This is a genomic window from Tateyamaria rhodophyticola (genome assembly GCF_047777875.1).
Lineage (GTDB): Bacteria > Pseudomonadota > Alphaproteobacteria > Rhodobacterales > Rhodobacteraceae > Tateyamaria.
Window position 1 is genome coordinate 141,388 of sequence record NZ_CP180518.1, and the last position, 18,850, is coordinate 160,237.

The following is an 18,850-nucleotide window of genomic DNA, read 5'->3' on the forward strand; positions in this document are numbered from 1 at the left end:
GTTTTTAGGAGGCACAGCACCATTCTTCCAAAACGCAACTACCTTGAAACCTCTTCATATCAAATATGGTTAGTCAACTTCAACACGAAGAAGACAAACGATGTTTCGCAAGTCTTTTTTACCGCAAATTTCGGGGCCAACAACAAATGGGTTTATTACATCTTTGTGTCTCTTAAAGTGCTCATTTAGACCTCCCTCCTTTCGAGGGGGACCAGCTTCTCCAACTCTGTACAGACTGCCGCCGTCGAGGATTTTGGACGTCGATGATGTACTGGCAGAGGATAGCCCTCTCTCTGCACGTTTGCAACGACCTGCGCCAAATCAGCTCAGCCTTAATCGTCTTGTAAACGTCCCCAAGGCGGAGTGGTCGTTGCTTTTGCTCTTGTGACAAACCGATGCATGGGAGCAATGCTGACGCCAGGTCTTCTGCTAATCGTGGGAGCAATAATGTCTGTCGCTATCGCTGTGACGAATGTAGCCACGTAGGAGGCGGGCGAGGCGTCATCGCCACCTGTCACGTGGCGATCGCTACTTAGTATTTCATCCGATTGCCGACCTCACGGTCAATCACACGGCGGGAATATAAATCCACGATCAACGCAAAAAACAGGCATCCTTTGTAGGTTCGCGCTTAGCTGATGTCGCTCGTCCATTTCCGGCGGAGCGTGTTCGCTGGCAGGTCCCCTTTCAAAAGGTTAGGCGTGGTTGCCGTAGGCCGTGGAGTTGTATTTCTTGGATCTCTCGATCGTTGTGCCGTTCTCTTACAGCAGTCCAGCAACGCGGAGATGCCAATATTCAAACCGAGCAGCATCAGATCTTTGCGCATTTGTTGGTGGGCCCCCTAGACCGAAGGTAGACTATACCCTGATGTTAACAAACACGAACAAACTCTTCCTCGGACTTTAGCTGGACGGACTCGAAAGATCCGAAAGTCTCGTTCGGTAAATTCCAGAGCCAGGTAAAGACACTTTCTTGGAAATCAACGGCCATGCTCTTGGACGTACTGAAGCAACGTAGCTATTAGCCTGCGAAAAAAGGTCGTAGCCACTTTTGAGATCCGTCTATTCACTTAAAGAACGGGGTCGTCCTGTAGAAATCGCTTTTTCTTGCGAACAAAGCCAAGCTTATACTCCGTCTACACACCAGTCTCCCGGTGAACCTGTACCTATATATTCACCGTCAACACTGCAACATCAAAATCCAACTCAACCTTTCTGCGTAGCGACCTACGTGACAGCACAATCCTCGTCGCGTTTGCGTACAATTATTCATGCGTTTCCATCTGATAGCTAGACTAATTTGACGCAAAAGATGTAACGAAATGCGTCGCTCTAAACCGAAACAGGTCCAGAATGTCGAAGCGATCAGCAGTAAACATGTATACAGCCTCACAGATCGTAGATCTAGTAAACTAAGTAAAATCACTGTAACATCAGAGCGCCGGACAAAGATGCCAACCACTATACCGAAGAATGGGTTTTGGCGCGCGTAAGCTCTAAAAACATGCATCCACAGGTTAACTCAAAAACAATCGCCGACAATTTTCCGTCAAGATCCCCTGGAGACATATCAGGATTTCAAATTCCTTTTCGATAAATCAGTGCTTGAAGAATATGAAATTACCCGTGCTGTGACGCCGTAACTTCCTGATATATAGAAGCCCTTTTTAGAAGCGATATTATTCACCAGAAAATTAAATTTAATTTAATATAAATTTATAGGATTGGCCCGCCCAAATTTTACTACATTTTTGCCTTATAAACATATTTTGGACATGCTTCAGAACCAATAATACCCGCTTGCTGCATCAAATAAATCCCACAGAAAGCGTTTCAGCGGCAGCTAATAGAGAGTCCGCTTCGTTCAGTTTGTGGGGCAATTATGAACGTACAAAATATATCTATTGTTGGTAAGGAGCCAATCTCCATCGATCTATTCGGCGGAAACCTACTTGCGCCGGTAGTACCACTAACAGGTCCCGGTTCTTACGAGGAAGCAATCGATTATCTTGGCATAAGCGGATTACGGTTTCCCGGCGGTTCGCTTACAGAATATGCATTTGATATCAACAATCCAGACGAACCGATGGTCTATAATCCAGATCTTGATGTAACCTGGAATATGATCGGCCTTACCGACTTCATGAATTATGCTGGAGAAAATGATCAAGGTGTAACACTGGTTATTCCGACTCGAATGTATTTGTCGGAAGAGACTGATGATAACGGAGATAGATTTGCACAAATAAATGAAACTGAAATTCGCGACTATATATCCAAAGTTTTAAGTGGCGAATACGGTGACGCTACTATTCAGGCCTTTGAAATTGGCAATGAATATTGGGGGTCCGGAGGCATGAATGCAATCGAGTATGGCCGGTTGGCCAGCGAGATGGCCCTCATTATTGATGATGAACTACAAAACCATGATCAAAACGACGTAGATATCCTTGTTCAAAAGGGAAATAATTTTGACAACTCGCGTTTAAGTGACGACTATGAAGGTGTATCGTCAGATGAGGCTTTAGAGGATATTAACGAGGTCTATAATGTGGAGTTAGAAGATGATGCTCTATTTTCAAACGGCGATATAAACTGGGCGTATGTAAATGCAAAGATTATCCTGTCTCAGTTTGATACTGAACAAGAAATGGGCGCTGTCGATGGTGTAGTGACACACATTTACTCTCGCGGTGAAGTAGCCGAGCAAACACGTTATTTCGACTTAGATCAGATGCATAGCACGTGGCTAGCTGAGAACCCAGAACTCGAAATTTACATAACAGAATGGAACCTCAAGTCGGAGCCCAATCTGGACCGAGACGAGGATTACGGGCTGTTCCAAGCTCAAGAAATGCTGAATATCATGGAAGAGTTTATTGGAGCCGGGGTCGATCACGCTCATGTTTGGCCACTAGTTCAGCGGACGGCAAACCCTTTGTCAGAGGGTACGGAGTTTACTGGGGCGACTGCTCCGGGCGAGATGTTTGCTATGATGGTGGAAACACTTCCGGGCAAGACCTTAATTGACTTGAATCAAGAAGACAGGGATACTGAAGTTAACGATGGGTCTATTTCGACACATATGTTTGCTGGTGAAGAGGAATTGGTTCTTTATGTAATGAATAATAGCCGAGAAAATGGTGCTAACGCTGAAGTGGATATTAGTGGCTTTGTAGAGGATTTTGGAGGCTTCGAGGCTCTTGTTTTGGGCGTGGAGGACGGAGAAGCTCCGGGCGACAATAGTTCTGATGCAACCATTGAAGAGGTAGATGCTGATTGGACGGCAAACGCACCTTTGGAGGTAAGCCTTTCTCCAGGTGAAGTAATGCAGATCATTTTGACAGATGTAACGCCAACGGACGGGTTCTTACCGATCTGGGAGCAAGCAAATTCTGAAGATCCCTTTGCAATTCTCAATGATGAGAGCGAGGTAGAGGATGAAACTACGTCTGATTCAGGCGAAAATACATCAGATGAATTGCCGCTCCCACCAATACCAATTGATGAGGGTGACCAAAATTTTGATGAAGAGGAGGCTGAAGAGGAAGAGGAAGATGGTTTCGATTTTGGCTTCGAATTGGGCATCGGGCTTTTGTTTCTGATGGGTTTGGCCGGAGCTGGATTTTGAACGAAGCCTGTTGCGTTCTCCTGCGGTTGACTTGGATTTAAAATGTTTTGTCACATTGTTCAGAAGGCTCGCTTTAGCAGCTGTGTTTATCCAAGCAAAACGACGTCGCCAGCCTAATATTAAATGGCCGAACTCGGCGCTTCGACCTATAGTGGTTCCTAGGGGTCCATCTTGCAGGTGAAACTCGTGTTTTACCCGTTGCAACTAGGGGCAGGACTTCGGTAACGGGGGCGTCCCAGTCAAGCGCTTTCGCTCAAAACAATTGATCCGCCATAGCGGTTCCTTTGTTTCTTTTGGTGCCTGCCCTGGCTTCCGTCGTGGCTTTCGGCTGAGATCCTTGGGGTACATGCTTCGGTTCGTGGTCAGCGCGGCGGCTGCCAACATGATGTTGTTCGATATAATTCCGATGTGCCCATCTCATAGGCGTGCTTGACTTAGGTCAGCGACAGTCCAGACCACGGCATCATCGGAACCACATCCCTGCGGGACTTCGAAAGCCTACTATTAAGTAGGCAAACGGTGGGATGTTGTCCTGTCAGACAAGGTTCGGTGCAGCATCCGACTTGAAGGTTGTGCCATCGACCCAAATGCTACGCCTCGTCTGCATGTACAGTTGCGCCATGCTCGACATTTGCGGCCACCAGAGCAACGCCCTCGGCTTCGGATTGGGTCACATAGGTAAGTGTGCGGCCACCACGCTCACGCATGACAATAACGGACTGGCGCTTGCCCGACGGATGGACCTTCTTGCGACGGTCCTTTCGGTCCTTCTTTGCATTGGCGGGCTTCACGTAGCCACCAAAATAAGCACCGTCCACCTCGACATTGCCGGACAGCGCGCCCGCGTTACGAGCGGTCTCTGTACTTTCGCGGACCTTGTGGAGCAAACCGAAGGCGGTTTCGTAGTCAACCGACAGGTCGCGGGATAGCTGCAATGCGCTGTAGCCCTTTGCGCCATTTATAAAGATGGCGATTGCGGCCAGAATTTCCCGCACTTGCAGCTTGCGGCCATGAAAGACCGTGCCGGACGTGATGCTGTACTGTTTATGGCACAGGACCTACGGCGCTGGTTTCCGGACCGCACGCTGATCCTGACGTGGCATCGAACCATTTTTCTGGGCAGATAAAGGTCCAATGCAAACGGGCATCGTCCTGTCGCCAATTCTGATTGCGCGAGCCATACTGGAGCCGTCCGCTGCAAGCAGTCGTTCACCTTTGATTAAAACGCGATCAAACGGCGGGTTTGCCCGCAGCGGTGGCGCTGTTGTGGAAGGCTTGCACTTCGTAGCCCCGCACACGACGCCGCGCGCGCGGGAACGGGGCGGGTGCGTCAGGCGATGCCAGTTCGGGGTAAAGTGTCACGAGGCGGCTCCGGGCCATAGGATCAAGGCTTTGCCGGGCAACAGGGCCGGGGTAAAAGCTTTCGGCGAGCATACCGTTGGCCCAGACCAGTGCGTGCCCTTCGACCATGAAGTGGATGTATTCGACCGCCCGCTGCCCGTCCGCTTGCACGATCGTGTTGCCATCCACGCAATCGCGCGCGGCCATCAGCACTTCGGTCGTGTCAAAGAGCATATGAAAGCCTGCGTCCCTGCGGAACAGGCAATGCCGCGGCGAGACCCCTGTCGGAGCGAATGGTTGATCGGGGCCAAACGTGTCTGGCGCGATCCAGACCGGCAAGTCGTCGCCTTGGGGAAACAGGATCATCCGTTGCGCCACCCAGGTGACGGGCTGTGCGCCGCCATCGAGGGTCATAACCCGTTGGCCAACCGCAAGCGTCTCCACCGGCACATCGCCTTCTGGCGTGCGGATCAGTGTACCACGGACAAAGCACACGATTTCGCCATAGGGCGTGCCGCCCCCGTCGTTCTTGAATGCGATGTCATAGGTGGTACCGGGCACCAGTGGTGCAGTTGATACCACCAGTGTCAGATCGCCCTGATTTTCGCCGGGCCCCGCAGCGACAAAGAGAAGGTCGATCGGGTCGCCGCCGCCCACGGGCGTGGCAGTGAGGGTAAATTCAACCTCAAGCACCGCACCGGCGTCCACCTGGAGCGGGTTCCCGGCGGCACTGACGGTGTCGATGTCGTCGCGCAGGATCTGGTTCAGCGGCATGCCGCCTGGATCATCCTGGAACCCGTCGTCGAATTCCATGTCGTCATCATCGACATTGATGTCGATGGTTGACGCCCCCAACGCCAGTGTCGCCTGCGCGTCGTTCGGCAAGGAAAACGGGCCGTTCTGGCTGGGGTTCAGCTGCCCGTTATCGTTGACAAAGGTGAAGTCCTCAAACAGGAAACCTGTGATTGATCCGCCATTCGGCATCGTCGAATTCTCCAACATCGGCCTGTGTCTGACGGGCCGCTCAAAAAGAAACTATACACGTATGGCGGGCGTGCGCCTACGCGCCATTGATCACAGTGGAGAAACAGTCTGTTAACCAGCGCTTTGCCGCTCATTGCGTGGGTGATGCGGTGGCGGCCGTGGCGCGCAGGGCCGCATCGGTAGAAGCGTCGGCGGGAAAGCAAGGCTCGATCTTGCAATCTTCCTGCCGTTTCGGGACGGCATTTGATGTCAGCTGGGTGCCATTATCGCTGACTACGAGGCAGGGGCAGCCTTACATCTCGGCAATGCGATCCATTGCGCGGGCCACCGCAGGAGAGGCTGTCAGACACGAAGTCCAATGATCCCATTGACCGTCAGGCGTTTTCGTAAGGCAAAATCTGCCTAGGCAGGACGCTGATTTGGCCGCTGTGGGATCGCCATTGGTCCCTGCGCGCTTGCGTCCATCATGTTTACGAACGGGTGCCACTTCCATGCCGCCGTTTGCACCGGTGACCGTCAAAGTCTTTCCGCCGGAAGAAGCGTGCGCGGATGGAGTGGATGTCCAGCCCACCAATTGGACAACTTTGAGAGAACCAAGAAACGTGATCTCTGTTCACATTCTGAGCGCCAGTGAGCGACTGTGAACCGGATATCTAGAAGAAAGACGCGCCAACGTTCCTCTAAACCAATTTCTCATCGCGTCTGCCTTTCGATCACAAAAAACCGCTTTTGAAGTCAAGCATCCCGCACAGCTGACGTGTGCGACCGCGGGGTGTGGCAGTTGCAAGACCCTCCGGCTTTACGGAGCGTATGACATGGCAGACCGACCTTCGTGTCCGATCACGCGATGCCCGCGTGTGGGGCTATGACCCATCACGGATTTGAATCAGTGCGGCGCAATGGATTCAGAACTGTCGTTGGACGTGGAATCCGCCCGGGCGCATAATGCTCCCATGGGTGAACTCGAAACGCAGCATCTGGACCTTGTCCGCATCAACCCGTCGGAAAACATGGCGCGGTTTTACGGCATTGCGCTGCAACCGACCCTTTTTGGTGAGGTCGCAGTAGTGCGATGCTGGGGCCGGATCGGAACGCGCGGCCGGGCCACCGCGCACACCTACGCAGATTTTTCCGGCGCGGCAGACGCATTTGCCGACCTTGCGCAGAAGAAGCGCGCAAGGGGGTATGTGGAAGATACGAACTGATTTTTAGGGCGGGACCCGTCATTCGTTGCGAAAGCAAAGGTACGCACCTGCCAGCCAAAATGCTGATGTCAAAGGTATGGTGCTTCGACGCCTCATGCGTGCGGTTTCGATACACGAACGGAAAGGTGTCAAAACCAAAGGGCGCGTCGCTGTGACGGTCGCGGCACAACTTGCTGCTAAAGTCGCATATGGATGCCGTGACGGGCGCGCTAGTTTGGCGGTCTAAAGAGGAGGAATCTGCAATGGCATGGACAAAACCCAAGGCGCGCGAAATCAAGTGCGGTATGGAGATCAACATGTATGGCCCTGGCGAAGATGACGACCGCGGCGCAGAGCGTGACGTGATCTAAGCTCACTTTCGGGACATGAAACTGATCGTTCTTGGGGCGGCCGCCGGTGGTGGGCTGCCCCAATGGAATTGTGGCTGTCCCAACTGCGCGGATGCACGGATGGGGATCATTCCGCGCATGACGCAGTCGTCACTCGCGGTATCGGTCGATGGTACGGCTTGGTCTGTGCTGAATGCCTCGCCTGACATTCGGGCGCAGGTGGATGCCTGTGCGGCCATGCACCCGCCAGGTTTGCGCGGATCACCCATCGCGTCGGTTGTTTTGACCAACGGTGACATCGATCACATTGCGGGGCTGCTGACGCTGCGCGAAAAGACTCCGTTCGACGTGCACGCGACCGCGGCGGGCCTTGATATCCTCGCGTCGAACTCTGTGTTTGGTGTTCTGGATCCCGATCTAGTGGCACGCCACCCCATCGCGCTGGACCAGGCATTTGAGCCGGTTCCCGGTTTGACCGTCACGCCCATTGCGGTGCCGGGCAAGGTGGCGCTGTTTCTCGAAGGTGACACACTGAACCTGGAGGAAGTGGGGGAGCAGACCGTGGGATTGCTCTTGGAACAGGGTGGGGCGCGGGTGGCCTACGTTCCCGGCTGCGCGGCCATCCCGGACTGGTTGCTGGAAAGGTTGGAGGGTGTGGACCTGCTGCTGTTTGACGGGACGGTTTGGAACAATGACGACATGCAACGCACGGGGACCGGCGAAAAGACGGGCGCGCGCATGGGTCATGTGCCGATGAACGGCGCGCAGGGCAGTTTGGCGCGGTTGCGCAATCTGGAGGCACGCAAGGTGTTCATTCACATCAACAACACCAATCCCATTCTGCAACCGGCCAGTGACGCAAGGGCACAGGTGCTGGCCGAGGGCTGGGAGATCGCCCATGACGGGATGGAGATCACGCTGTGACCATGCATCCAGACAGCGCGGACATGTTCGAAGCGCGCCTGCGTGCCGTCGGTGAGGCGCAGTACCATGACAAGCATCCGTTCCATCACAAACTGCATGCGGGCGACTGTACGCCCGATCAGGTGCGTGCCTGGGTTATCAACCGGTATTATTATCAGACGCGCATCCCGATGAAGGATGCCGCGTTCATGTCGCGGGTGTCCGATCCGGCGCTGCGTCGGTCATGGCGGTCGCGGATCGAAGATCACGACGGCTCGGCACCCGGCGAGGGCGGCATTGCGCGCTGGCTGAAGCTGGCGGAGGGCGTGGGGTTGGACCCTGACTATGTCGCGTCCGAAGTGGGGATTTTGCCCGCCACACGCTTTGCCGTCGACGCCTATGTGCGTTTTGTGCGGGATGAGCCGCTGCTGCCGGCTGTGGCCTCATCGCTCACCGAGCTTTTTGCTCCAGCCATTCACAAGAACCGCATTGCGGGGCTGTTGGAGCATTATGATTTCGCGAATGCGGACACGTTGTCCTATTTCCAGAACCGGTTGAACGAAGCGCCCAAGGACGTGGCCTTTGGCCTGAAATGGGTGATGGATCATGCGGTGACGCGTGCCGATCAGGACGCTGCGGTGCGTGCGTTGACCTTCAAGACCGAAGTGCTGTGGGCGCAGCTTGATGCGCTTTGGTCCGCCTATGTCGAACCGGGGCGGATACCGCCGGGTGGCTGGCAACCGGGCGAGGGGTTGGCACGGTGACTCAGGACGACGTGCCATATCTGCCACGCGGTGTGCGGACGCAATACGATGCGGTGCGCGAGATGGACGTGCTGCTGGGGCCGGAGCGGGTGCTGATGCTGGATCAGGTGGGGGTGGCCGTGTTGGGACAGTTGGACGGTGTGGCAAGCCTGGCCGAGATTTCGGAGACCTTGGCAAAGGTATACGACGCGCCGCTGGATGTGATCGCGCCGGATGTGACAGCATTTGTAATGGATCTGCGGGATCGGGGGATGGTTCATGTCCATCCGCGTTGACCCCCCGATGGCCATGCTGGCCGAACTGACCCATCGCTGTCCGCTGGCCTGTCCGTATTGTTCAAACCCGACCGAGTTGCTGGCCAAGGACGCTGAACTGAGCACAGAGGCGTGGGCGGATATCTTTCAGCAGGCCGCGCGTCTGGGTGTCCTACAGTTGCATTTGTCGGGGGGGAGCCTGCATCACGGCGCGATCTGGTTGATCTGGTCATCGCGGCGCGTGAGGCGGGGCTTTATACCAACCTGATCACCTCGGGCATTGGTTTGAATGAAACGCGTCTGCGCGATCTGGATGCGGCGGGTCTGGATCATGTACAACTGTCGCTCCAGGGCGTGACGGCGTCCATGGCGGACCGTATCGGCGGATACAAGGGCGGGTTTGACCGCAAGATGCATGTGGCCGAGATCATTGGCGATATCGGCTTTCCGCTGACCCTGAACGCCGTCATGCATCGTGATAATCTGGACGATCTGCCTGCGACGATCGACATGGCGCGGCGTCTTGGCGCGCGTCGGATCGAGGTTGCGTGTGTTCAGTTCCAGGGCTGGGCGCTGGTGAACCGTGCGGCCTTGCAGCCCAGCCGGGCGCAGGTGGACGCCGCCAAGACGACGGTGGCGGACGCGACCCGCGCCCTGAAGGGGCAATTAGTGATCGACTTTGTACCGCCCGATTACTACTCGGACTTTCCCAAGGCGTGCATGAATGGATGGGGGTCGACGGGCCTGAACATCACGCCCGATGGCACCGTTCTGCCCTGTCACGCCGCCGAGACCATCCCGCATCTGCAGTTCGACAATGCCACGCAGCGCAGCCTGTCGGACATTTGGTACAAGGGTGACGCATTCAATGCGTATCGCGGCACCGATTGGCTGCCAGACCTGTGCCAGTCCTGCGACCGCCGCGAGATCGACTTTGGCGGGTGCCGCTGTCAGGCAATGGCGGTGCTCGGGGATGCATCCGCCACGGACCCGGTCTGCCGCAAATCCGCGGGTCGGGCCCAACTGGATGCCTTGTTGAACGAAGAGGTGCACGAAGTCGCCGCGCCGGACTTCGTTTATCGCCGGTAGGGAGGCCGCCATGGGACAAAGCGTGCAGAGGATCGCAGCCACTGCGGGCATCTTCGGGCTTGTCCTTGCGACCGCGGCGCAAGCCACCTGTACCGAAGACGCGATGATCGTCTTTGACGGATCAGGGTCGATGGCCGAAATGGGGTTCAACCAGATTGACGAGCCGCGCATCTTTGAGGCGCGCCGGGCGGTGCGTACCGCTATGCCGCAAGTCGCACCGTTCCGCAGAATTGGCCTGATTGTCTATGGTCCCGGCGGCGCCGGTGGTGTCGGCGAATGCTCGGGCATCGAACTGCGCTTTGGCCCGCGCAGCGATGCGGCGGGCGCGGTCATTTCTGCTATCGACGGCTTGCAACCCGAAGGGCGCACGGCGCTGACCGAAGCGGTGGCATTGGCGGTAGAGACACTGGGCGGGCCAGAGGTGCCGGGAACCGTTGTGCTTGTGACCGATGGCAAGGAAACGTGCGGCGGGCAGACCTGTTCGCTTGCCGCGCAATTGTCCGGGATGGGCACGACCGTGCATGTCATCGGTTTCAAGGTGCGGGGTGAGCATTTCGGATGGGAGACCGAAGGCGACACAGATTACCTGAACTCGGTCAGTGTGGCCCGGTGTCTGGCGGATCAGACAGGCGGTGAATACGTCAACACCGAAAGCGTGGATGAACTGGTGGCCGCGATGAACCGGACGCTTGGCTGCAAGCTGCTGTTCTAGGCTGCGCTCTGCCGCCAGCGCGTTGCCCGTGCTTCCATCGCACGCAACAGAGTGAATTCCAGCAGCAGCATGAAAGCCACAAAGCTGAGCGCATAGGCCAGCACATACCCGGTTTCGAACAGCTGGAAGTAAAGGTGGATCTGAAACCCGATCCCGTTGCTGCGTCCCAGAAACTCGACCACCAGAACGATCTTCCAGATGATGGCCAACCCGTTGCGGGTCGAGGTCGCGATATAGGGCCAAAGCTGCGGCAGTACGACGTGGCGCAGCCGTGCCAGGGGACGCATCCGAAACACCTGCGCCATGTTGCGCAGTTTCGGGTCAAGCGCGTGCACCCCTTCGCGGATGGCCACCGCGACCATCGCCGTTTTGTTCAGGGCGACGGCGGTGATGGCGGCCACTTCGTTCAGCCCGATCCACAGATAACAGAGCACGATAACGACAAGCGCCGGTACGTTCAAAAGCACCACCAGCCATGCGGAAAACCAACGGTTCACCGTCGCGTTCATCCCCATGACAAGACCGATGACACAACCCAGCCCCATGGCCAGCGTGAATGCTGCGGCCACCCGGAAGAGCGTCGCCGCGAAGTGAACTTGCAGCTCACCCTCTGCGACCTCATCCGCAAATATGCGCCAAACACCGATGGGAGAGGGCAGGATGCTCGGGTCGTCGCCAAACCACGCCGCGACCCACCACGCCGCAACCAGCCCCATGAGGGACAGCGTCATGGCCACAATGTCGAAGCGGGCGGTTGGCATGAGGCGATCCTTTCACATTTGTGAGGCCGCCCAAAGCCTGCAAACCCCGTGGTCATACCTTAGTCGCATAGGGGCGGGCGGGCTGTCGTCATAGGCTGCGGTGGATGTCAGGGATCAGGTGCATACGAGCGTTACTGTTGGTCTCCATACTTTGGTGTATGGCGCTGGTTCCCGCTGTCGCTGAACCCCTGTCGCGCGACGTTCTCGCCCCCTACATCGTGCCACCGATGAGCCTCGGAGAGCAGATCAACGATCAGGGCGTGTGGCAACTTCTGAACTCAGGCGGTGCCGAGGCCGGTTATGTCTTTGAGACCGAACCAATGGCGCCGCTGCCAGGGTTTTCGGGTGCGGCGATCAACGTGTTGGTGGTGCTGGATCTGGACGGCCGGTTTCTGGACGTACAGCTGATTTCGCACAATGAACCGATCTTTGTATCCGGCCTGCCGGAAAAGCTGTTTTACGACTTTTTCAAGCAGTACCGGGGGCATTCCATCTCCGACACGCTGGTGGTTGGCTCGCCCTACGGCGCGGGCAGCGAAGGGTCGGCGTTGGTCTATCTGGACGGCGTGACCAAGGGGACCGCGTCGGTCCGCATCGCGCATGAGAGTATTCTGGCCGCGGCGTTGCAGGTCGCGCGCGAAAAGATGGGCGGGATTTCCGCAGGTCCGCCCGCATATCCCGATCCGGATTACCGCGAAGACCTGACGTGGGATGACCTGGTGGCGCAGGGCATCGTCACGCGCAAGGTCGTTACGAACGCCGAAATGGACACGGCTTTTGACGGAACGCTGTGGGAAGATGACGACCCGGAGGCCAAGGATGATCCGGATGGCACATTTCTCGACCTTTGGGTTGTCGACATCGGCGCACCGTCCATTGCCCAAGCGGTGCTGAGCAAGAGCGGTTTCGAAGAGCTGCAAGGGTTCATGGAGATCGCGGACACGGACGAGCCTGTGCTGGTGATCGAGGCGGCGCGGCACGGTTTGGTGACGGAAGATTTCGTGCGCAACACCGCGCCCAACCTGATCAGCGCCGAACAGGGCGGGTTTCCCATCGCCTTCCGGGACAGCGATATTTACGTGGAATTGAACGATGCGCTGCCGAATGAGCTTCGCAACGCCGTCTATGACGGGGCGGCGCTGATCCTGCGGACCGACCGTCGCCTGGGCTTTGATCCGACGGCGGACTGGACGCTCAAGGTCAAGGCGTTGCGCGCGCACGGATCCTTTCAGCCTGAGATCGGATCGGTCACGCTGGATGTGCCGCATGTGACGCCCGCACGGTTTTATGCACGGCCCGAGGTGATCAAGCCCACGCCCCCGTGGGTCGATGCCCTGCGCAACCGGGCGACGGATCTGATCGTGCTCTCCGTCTTCCTTGGGGGTCTTGTGGCGCTGCTGATGTTTGGGACAAACCGTCTGGCCGCCCATCCCTGGTTCACGCCCATGCGTCTGACGATCCTGGCCTTCGTCACAGGGTTCATCGGCTGGTGGGGGCAGGGGCAGTTGTCCATCGCCACGCCTCTGGCCGTTGCGCGCACGGCGCTCGATGGGGGCAGCTTTGCCTTTCTGCTCTACGACCCGTTTTCGCTGGTGATCTGGGGTGTGACGCTGTTCGGTTTTGTCCTGTGGGGCAGGGGCCTCTTTTGCGGCTGGCTGTGCCCGTTCGGCGCCCTACAGGAATTTGCCAACCATTTGGGCCGTCTGCTGCGCTTGCCACAGGTTGAGCCAAACGCGTTTTGGGATGCGCAACTGAAAAACCTCAAATACGTGACGCTCGCTGTGCTTGTCGCGCTGATGGTGACTGCCCCGGCGGCCTTGGACAAAGCCATCGAAGTGGAGCCGTTCAAGACCGCGATCACGACCTTCTTTGTCCGCGAATGGTACTACGTTGCCTATGCCGTCGGGTTGCTTGTGTTCTCGATGGTGCTGTTCAAGGGCTTTTGCCGCTACCTGTGCCCGCTGGGCGCTGTCATGGCCATCGGCGGGTTGGTGCGGGGGCGCGACTGGATTGCCCGACGTGCCGAATGCGGATCGCCTTGTCAGCTGTGCAAGGTCAAGTGCAGCTATGGCGCGATCAAGAAAACGGGTGAGATCCAGTATTCCGAATGCTTCCAGTGCCTTGATTGCGTGACGATCCACGACGATGCACGTCAATGCGTGCCCCTGATCCTCGCGGCGAAGGGGCGCAAGTTGCCGGTGTCCGCGGAATGATCGGACGGCGTCGATTCCTCGCGATCGCGGCCAGTTTTGCCGCGACGCCTGCACGCGCACAGCGTCACGCCTGGACCGGGCACGCCTTTGGTGCGGCCGCGTCCATCGAACTGCATGGACCGGCGGATGCCGCAGCGGCGGCACTGGCCAAGGCGCGCGCGGCGATTGTGGATGTGGAAGGATTGTTCTCGCTCTACGACCCGGCCTCGGCCCTTGTTGAACTAAACGCGACGGGGACACTGCGCGCGCCGCCCCCGTTCGAGACATTGATGCGTCTTGCGGACACAGCACATCAGCTGACCGGCGGTCTCTTTGATCCATCGGTGCAGCCGTTGTGGCGTGCTTTGGTCGAGGGTGGCGACGCCTCTGCCGCACGTGCCTTGGTTGGCTGGAACCGTGTCCGGATGCACGGCGGTCAGATCACTCTGGACCCGGGCCAGGCGCTGACTTTCAACGGGATCGCGCAAGGGTTTGCCACGGACCTCGTCGCAGACATTCTGAGCGACCACGGCTTTGAACACACTCTGGTCAACATCGGGGAGTATCGGGGCACAGGCGGGCCGTGGCGACTGGGGGTTGTGGACCCCGTGCACGGCCTGCTTGCAATGCGCACGGTTGCGGCTGGGGCCATCGCCACCTCCAGCCCTTTGGCGACGCCTGTCGGACCCCATGGTCACATCATCCACCACGCTGAAAGGCCGCGCTGGTCGACAGTGTCTGTGGAAGCGGACAGTGCCGCGCTGGCGGATGCACTGTCGACCGGTCTTGTGCTGGCGGACCTCGAAGTCGTGCGGCACGTGCGACAGGCAAATGCGGTGCGACGGATCACACTGATCGACCCTAGTGGCGACCTGATCACCGTCTGATGCAAAAAGGGCGAGGATGACCCCCGCCCTTTTCCTTCCACCTTATGCTGGATCAGCTGGCAGCGGCGACAGCCCGGCCCGTCATCACCTTGACCAGGTGCGCACGATAGGCCGCGGTGCCGTGCAGGTCCGTAATCATGTTGTCGGGCGCAACGCTCAACCCGTCCAAGGCAGAGGCAGAGAAATCACCGCTCAATGCCGTTTCCGCTTCCGTCCAGCGGAAGACCCCCTCATTCGAGGCGCCGGTAACAGCCACCCGCACACCATCCGCGTATTTCGCGACAAACACGCCAACCAAGGCAAAGCGCGACGCGGGCTGTACGAACTTCTGATAATTGGCCGCCTGCGGGATTGGAAAGCGCACTGCGGTGATGATCTCGCCCTCTTCCAGTGCTGTATCGAACATGCCCTGAAAGTAGTCGTCTGCCCCAATCTCGCGCGTGTTGGTCACGATGGTCGCGCCAGAGGCGAGGGCCGCCGCCGGATAGCACGCCGCCGGGTCGTTGTTGGCAAGGCTCCCGCCGATGGTACCGCGATTGCGCACCGCCGGGTCACCGATATGCGATGCCAGCGCCGACAGGGCCGGATAGCTGCCATCCGCTGACACGGTGGCGTGGGTCGTGGCTCCACCGATCTGCAAAGTGTCACCGTCCTTGGTGATCCCCTGCATCTCAGCCACGCCTTTCAGTGAAACCAGCGTAGACGGGCTGGCCAAACGCTGCTTCAGCGTCGGGATCAGCGTTTGACCACCGCCCAGTGCCTGTGCGTCTTCTGCCCCCATAGCAGCAGCGGCTTCGGCCACCGTGCCCGGTTTTTCAACATCAAAATTGTACATCTCTTGGTCCTTTCATCCGAAACAGAGCGGGAGGTCCCGCGTCTCTGTTCCAAAAAATCCCGGGGGTCCGGGGGCTGGCCCCCGGTCCCACACGTTCAGATCATTGCATCGCGTCCCAAACGCGCGCGGGTGTCACAGGCATGTCGATATGCGTCACATCCTTGCCGCCTGACTGCAGCGCATCAATCACCGCGTTCACCACCGTGGGCGGTGAGCCAATGGCCCCTGCCTCACCACAGCCTTTCACCCCCAGCGGGTTGTGAGTACAGGGCGTGCCCTGGCTGTGATCGACGGCGAACATCGGCATGTCGTCGGCGCGGGGCATGGTGTAATCCATGTAGGACGCCGACAGCAGCTGACCGTTCTCGTCATAGGTCGTGTTTTCGACCAACGCCTGACCGATGCCCTGAGCCAGCCCGCCATGGACCTGCCCGGTGACGATCATCGGGTTGATGACGTTCCCGAAATCATCCACCGCCGTCATCCGCTCTACGGTCACTTTGCCCGTCTCCGGGTCCACTTCGACCTCACAGGCATAGGCGCCCGATGGATAGGTAAAGTTCGCAGGATCGTAAAACGCCGTTTCCTCCAGACCCGGTTCGATATCCTCGAGCGGGTATTCATGGGGGATATAGGCCTTGAGCGCGACCTCACCGAAGGTCACCGACTTGTCGGTGCCATCGACGGAGAACACACCATCCGCCAGCGTGATGTCATGCTCGGAGGCTTCCAGCATGTGGCCCGCGATCTTCTTGGCCTTGTTGATGATCTTCTCGGTCGCGCGCACCACGGCAGAGCCGCAGACCGCAAGGCTGCGCGAGCCATAGGTGCCCATGCCGAAGGGGATCTTGGACGTATCGCCATGCACGATGTCGATCACGCTGGCGTCGATGCCCAGCATCTCGGCCACCACTTGTGGGAAGGCCGTTTCGTGCCCTTGCCCGTGGCTGTGCGCACCCACCATGACGGACAGGTTGCCGGTGGCATTCACCCGCACCGTTGCCGCATCATAAAGACCCACGCGGGAACCAAGCACACCCACGAGGTTCGAGGGCGCAATGCCACACGCCTCGATATAGGCGTTGACGCCAAAGCCACGCAGCTTGCCGTTCTTTTCGCTTTCCGCACGGCGTGCGGCAAAACCCGCCACATCCGCGATCTCTTCCATCTTGTCCATAAGCGCGTCGTAGTTGCCCGCGTCATATTCCAGCCCTGCCGCAGAGGCGAAGGGGTACTGATCCGGCTTGACGAAGTTCTTGCGGCGCAACTCGATGGGATCCATGCCCAGCTCGCGCGCGGCCTTGTCGATCACACGTTCAATGGAATAGGTGGCCTCGGGCCGACCGGCACCGCGATAAGCGTCGACAGGGGCGGTGTTGGTGAACACGGCCTTCACGTTCACATAGACCAGCGGCACGGTGTAGTTTCCGGCCATCAGCGTGCCGTGCAGGAACGTGGGCGTCGCGGTCGAGAAGTTCGACAGATACGCGCCGACATTGGCCTTGGTGTCAGTACGGAAAGCCAGGAACTTGCCATCCTCGTCCAACGCCAATTCGATCTTGGTGACGTGATCACGGCCATGGGCGTCGGTCAGGAACGACTCGGTCCGGTCCGCGGTCCATTTCACCGGGCGCCCGATCTTCTTGGCCGCGGCGAGCACCAGCGCTTCTTCACCGTAGTGGTAGATCTTGGAGCCGAAACCGCCGCCCACATCAGGAGCAATCACGGTCAGCATGTTCTCGGGGATACCCAGGACAAAGGCCGAGATCAGCAGCCGCGTCAGGTGCGGGTTTTGCGATGTCGTGTGCAGCGTGTATTCGCCCGTGCTCGCCTTGTAGCTGCCGATAGACGCGCGCGGCTCCATGGCGTTTGGCACGAGGCGGTTGTTGACCAGTTCCAGCGTGGTGACGTGGTGCGCGTTCTTGATCGCATTGTCCGTCGCCTCGCGGTTGTCCTCGATCCAACCCCAGTCGAAACACTGGTTCGTGCCAATCTCGTCATGGACAAAGTTCGACCCCGAGAGCGCCGCGTTCATGTCAACGATGGCGTCAAGTTCTTCGATGTCGGCCTCGATGGCCTCGACTGCATCACGCGCCTGTTGCGCGGTTTCTGCAATGACGGCGGCATAGGCGTCGCCCACATGACGCACCTTGCCATGCGCCAGCACGGGGCGCTTGGGCTCCTTCATCGGCTCGCCATCGCGCGAGTTGATCAGCCAACCCGCCGGGTTGCCGCCCACTTCGGCAAAGTCTTCGCCCGTGAACACGGCCAGAACCCCGGGCATGGCTTCGGCGGCGGATGTGTCGATGGACTTGATCGTACCATGCGCCACGGTCGAGCGGGCAAAGACCGCATAGGTCTGTTTCGCCAGGACGATGTCATCGGTGTATTCGCCGGTTCCGGTCAGGAAGCGGACGTCTTCGCGGCGCAGTGTGGCGGCGCCAATCCCTGTATCTTTGGGCATTGTCAGTCCTCCCTTTATTCAGCGGCGATGGCTGTGACGTCCTGCCCGGACGCCGCCATGATCGCCTTGACGATGTTGTGGTAGCCCGTGCAGCGGCAGATATTGCCTTCGAGGTACGCGCGCACCTCCTGTTCGGACGGTTTCGGGTTCTCCTTGAGCAGGGATGCGGCGGACATCACCATGCCCGGCGTGCAGAAACCGCATTGCAGGCCGTGGTGGTCCTGAAACGCCTGCTGGATTACGTTCAGCGACCCGTCAGCGTTGGCCTGACCCTCGATCGTGTCGACGGATGCGCCGTCGGCCTCGGCGGCGAGCATTGTGCAGGACTTCACGGCCGCACCGTTCACATGCACCACGCATGCCCCGCATTGCGACGTGTCGCAGCCCACATGAGTGCCTGTCAGGCCCTGATCTTCACGCAAGAAGGACGACAGAAGGGTGCGCCCCTCCACATCGCCCGAGACGGCCTTGCCATTCACCGTCATGGTTACCTTGGTCAT

14 protein-coding genes and 3 pseudogenes are annotated in these 18,850 nt (G+C 58.2%); 10 read left to right on the plus strand and 7 right to left on the minus strand.

Annotated features, from left to right (window positions below):
* The first annotated feature begins 1,881 nt into the window (after positions 1–1,881).
* Positions 1,882–3,630 (plus strand): hypothetical protein, encoded by a 1,749-nt coding sequence (locus ACERHN_RS00760; protein ID WP_415918846.1) that lies wholly within the window; start codon positions 1,882–1,884, stop codon positions 3,628–3,630.
* Positions 3,631–4,223: 593 nt separating this feature from the next.
* On the opposite strand, the pseudogene ACERHN_RS00765 reads toward ACERHN_RS00760, so the two are convergent.
* The 3 genes and pseudogenes from ACERHN_RS00765 to ACERHN_RS00775 all read right to left on the minus strand — a co-directional run.
* A pseudogene (locus ACERHN_RS00765) lies at positions 4,224–4,682 on the minus strand (IS1595 family transposase); the annotation flags it as partial.
* Positions 4,683–4,860: 178 nt separating this feature from the next.
* Positions 4,861–5,973: a Hint domain-containing protein gene (locus tag ACERHN_RS00770; RefSeq protein WP_415918847.1), complete on the minus strand. Its 1,113-nt coding sequence runs from the start codon at positions 5,971–5,973 to the stop codon at positions 4,861–4,863.
* A 187-nt stretch (positions 5,974–6,160) separates the two neighbouring features.
* Positions 6,161–6,286, minus strand: a pseudogene (locus ACERHN_RS00775) (IS3 family transposase); the annotation flags it as partial.
* 622 nt (positions 6,287–6,908) lie between these two features.
* Between ACERHN_RS00775 and ACERHN_RS00780 the strand changes: the two are divergent.
* From ACERHN_RS00780 to ACERHN_RS00810, 7 genes and pseudogenes are all read left to right on the plus strand, one after another.
* A complete protein-coding gene (locus ACERHN_RS00780) occupies positions 6,909–7,160 on the plus strand; it encodes a WGR domain-containing protein (protein ID WP_415918848.1) in 252 nt (83 codons plus the stop codon).
* A 242-nt stretch (positions 7,161–7,402) separates the two neighbouring features.
* Positions 7,403–7,510: a pyrroloquinoline quinone precursor peptide PqqA gene (pqqA, locus tag ACERHN_RS00785; RefSeq protein WP_299044803.1), complete on the plus strand. Its 108-nt coding sequence runs from the start codon at positions 7,403–7,405 to the stop codon at positions 7,508–7,510.
* A 15-nt stretch (positions 7,511–7,525) separates the two neighbouring features.
* A complete protein-coding gene (gene pqqB / locus ACERHN_RS00790) occupies positions 7,526–8,413 on the plus strand; it encodes a pyrroloquinoline quinone biosynthesis protein PqqB (RefSeq protein WP_415918849.1) in 888 nt (295 codons plus the stop codon).
* Positions 8,414–8,415: 2 nt separating this feature from the next.
* Positions 8,416–9,156, plus strand: coding sequence for a pyrroloquinoline-quinone synthase PqqC (pqqC, locus tag ACERHN_RS00795; protein ID WP_415919069.1), 741 nt, complete (start codon positions 8,416–8,418; stop codon positions 9,154–9,156).
* Entirely contained in the window at positions 9,153–9,431 is a 279-nt protein-coding gene (pqqD, locus tag ACERHN_RS00800; protein WP_415918850.1) for a pyrroloquinoline quinone biosynthesis peptide chaperone PqqD, read from the plus strand. The genes pqqC and pqqD overlap by 4 nt, the downstream gene beginning before the upstream one ends.
* A gap of 76 nt (positions 9,432–9,507) precedes the next feature.
* Positions 9,508–10,499, plus strand: a pseudogene (gene pqqE / locus ACERHN_RS00805) (pyrroloquinoline quinone biosynthesis protein PqqE).
* A 10-nt stretch (positions 10,500–10,509) separates the two neighbouring features.
* Positions 10,510–11,211 carry a vWA domain-containing protein gene (locus ACERHN_RS00810; protein WP_415918851.1) on the plus strand — a complete coding sequence of 234 codons (702 nt, stop codon included), beginning with the start codon at positions 10,510–10,512 and terminating at the stop codon, positions 11,209–11,211.
* Here the strand turns inward: ACERHN_RS00810 and ACERHN_RS00815 are convergent.
* Positions 11,208–11,972: an ABC transporter permease gene (locus tag ACERHN_RS00815; RefSeq protein WP_415918852.1), complete on the minus strand. Its 765-nt coding sequence runs from the start codon at positions 11,970–11,972 to the stop codon at positions 11,208–11,210. The genes ACERHN_RS00810 and ACERHN_RS00815 overlap by 4 nt on opposite strands.
* A 158-nt stretch (positions 11,973–12,130) precedes the next feature.
* Here ACERHN_RS00815 and ACERHN_RS00820 point away from each other — a divergent pair, with 158 nt between their 5' ends.
* Both ACERHN_RS00820 and ACERHN_RS00825 read left to right on the plus strand, forming a co-directional pair.
* Complete coding sequence (locus tag ACERHN_RS00820) at positions 12,131–14,185, plus strand: 4Fe-4S binding protein (RefSeq protein WP_415918853.1); 2,055 nt, start codon at positions 12,131–12,133, stop codon at positions 14,183–14,185.
* Positions 14,182–15,051 (plus strand): FAD:protein FMN transferase, encoded by an 870-nt coding sequence (locus tag ACERHN_RS00825; protein ID WP_415918854.1) that lies wholly within the window; start codon positions 14,182–14,184, stop codon positions 15,049–15,051. The genes ACERHN_RS00820 and ACERHN_RS00825 overlap by 4 nt, the downstream gene beginning before the upstream one ends.
* A gap of 52 nt (positions 15,052–15,103) precedes the next feature.
* Here ACERHN_RS00825 and ACERHN_RS00830 read toward each other — a convergent pair whose 3' ends face one another.
* The 3 genes from ACERHN_RS00830 to ACERHN_RS00840 form a co-directional block, all read right to left on the minus strand.
* Positions 15,104–15,886: an FAD binding domain-containing protein gene (locus ACERHN_RS00830; protein WP_415918855.1), complete on the minus strand. Its 783-nt coding sequence runs from the start codon at positions 15,884–15,886 to the stop codon at positions 15,104–15,106.
* 100 nt (positions 15,887–15,986) lie between these two features.
* Complete coding sequence (locus tag ACERHN_RS00835; protein ID WP_415918856.1) at positions 15,987–18,350, minus strand: xanthine dehydrogenase family protein molybdopterin-binding subunit; 2,364 nt, start codon at positions 18,348–18,350, stop codon at positions 15,987–15,989.
* A 14-nt stretch (positions 18,351–18,364) separates the two neighbouring features.
* A complete protein-coding gene (locus ACERHN_RS00840) occupies positions 18,365–18,850 on the minus strand; it encodes a (2Fe-2S)-binding protein (protein ID WP_415918857.1) in 486 nt (161 codons plus the stop codon).

Coding starts and splice junctions, on each gene's coding strand:
- ACERHN_RS00815 (WP_415918852.1), bottom strand. CDS start 11,972: ATGCCAACCGCCCGCTTCGACATTGTGGCCATGACGCTGTCCCTCATG.
- ACERHN_RS00820 (WP_415918853.1), top strand. CDS start 12,131: ATGGCGCTGGTTCCCGCTGTCGCTGAACCCCTGTCGCGCGACGTTCTC.
- ACERHN_RS00835 (WP_415918856.1), bottom strand. CDS start 18,350: ATGCCCAAAGATACAGGGATTGGCGCCGCCACACTGCGCCGCGAAGAC.
- ACERHN_RS00780 (WP_415918848.1), top strand. CDS start 6,909: ATGGGTGAACTCGAAACGCAGCATCTGGACCTTGTCCGCATCAACCCG.
- ACERHN_RS00825 (WP_415918854.1), top strand. CDS start 14,182: ATGATCGGACGGCGTCGATTCCTCGCGATCGCGGCCAGTTTTGCCGCG.
- pqqA (WP_299044803.1), top strand. CDS start 7,403: ATGGCATGGACAAAACCCAAGGCGCGCGAAATCAAGTGCGGTATGGAG.
- ACERHN_RS00770 (WP_415918847.1), bottom strand. CDS start 5,973: ATGTTGGAGAATTCGACGATGCCGAATGGCGGATCAATCACAGGTTTC.
- ACERHN_RS00840 (WP_415918857.1), bottom strand. CDS start 18,850: ATGACCAAGGTAACCATGACGGTGAATGGCAAGGCCGTCTCGGGCGAT.
- pqqB (WP_415918849.1), top strand. CDS start 7,526: ATGAAACTGATCGTTCTTGGGGCGGCCGCCGGTGGTGGGCTGCCCCAA.
- ACERHN_RS00760 (WP_415918846.1), top strand. CDS start 1,882: ATGAACGTACAAAATATATCTATTGTTGGTAAGGAGCCAATCTCCATC.
- pqqC (WP_415919069.1), top strand. CDS start 8,416: ATGCATCCAGACAGCGCGGACATGTTCGAAGCGCGCCTGCGTGCCGTC.
- ACERHN_RS00830 (WP_415918855.1), bottom strand. CDS start 15,886: ATGTACAATTTTGATGTTGAAAAACCGGGCACGGTGGCCGAAGCCGCT.
- ACERHN_RS00810 (WP_415918851.1), top strand. CDS start 10,510: ATGGGACAAAGCGTGCAGAGGATCGCAGCCACTGCGGGCATCTTCGGG.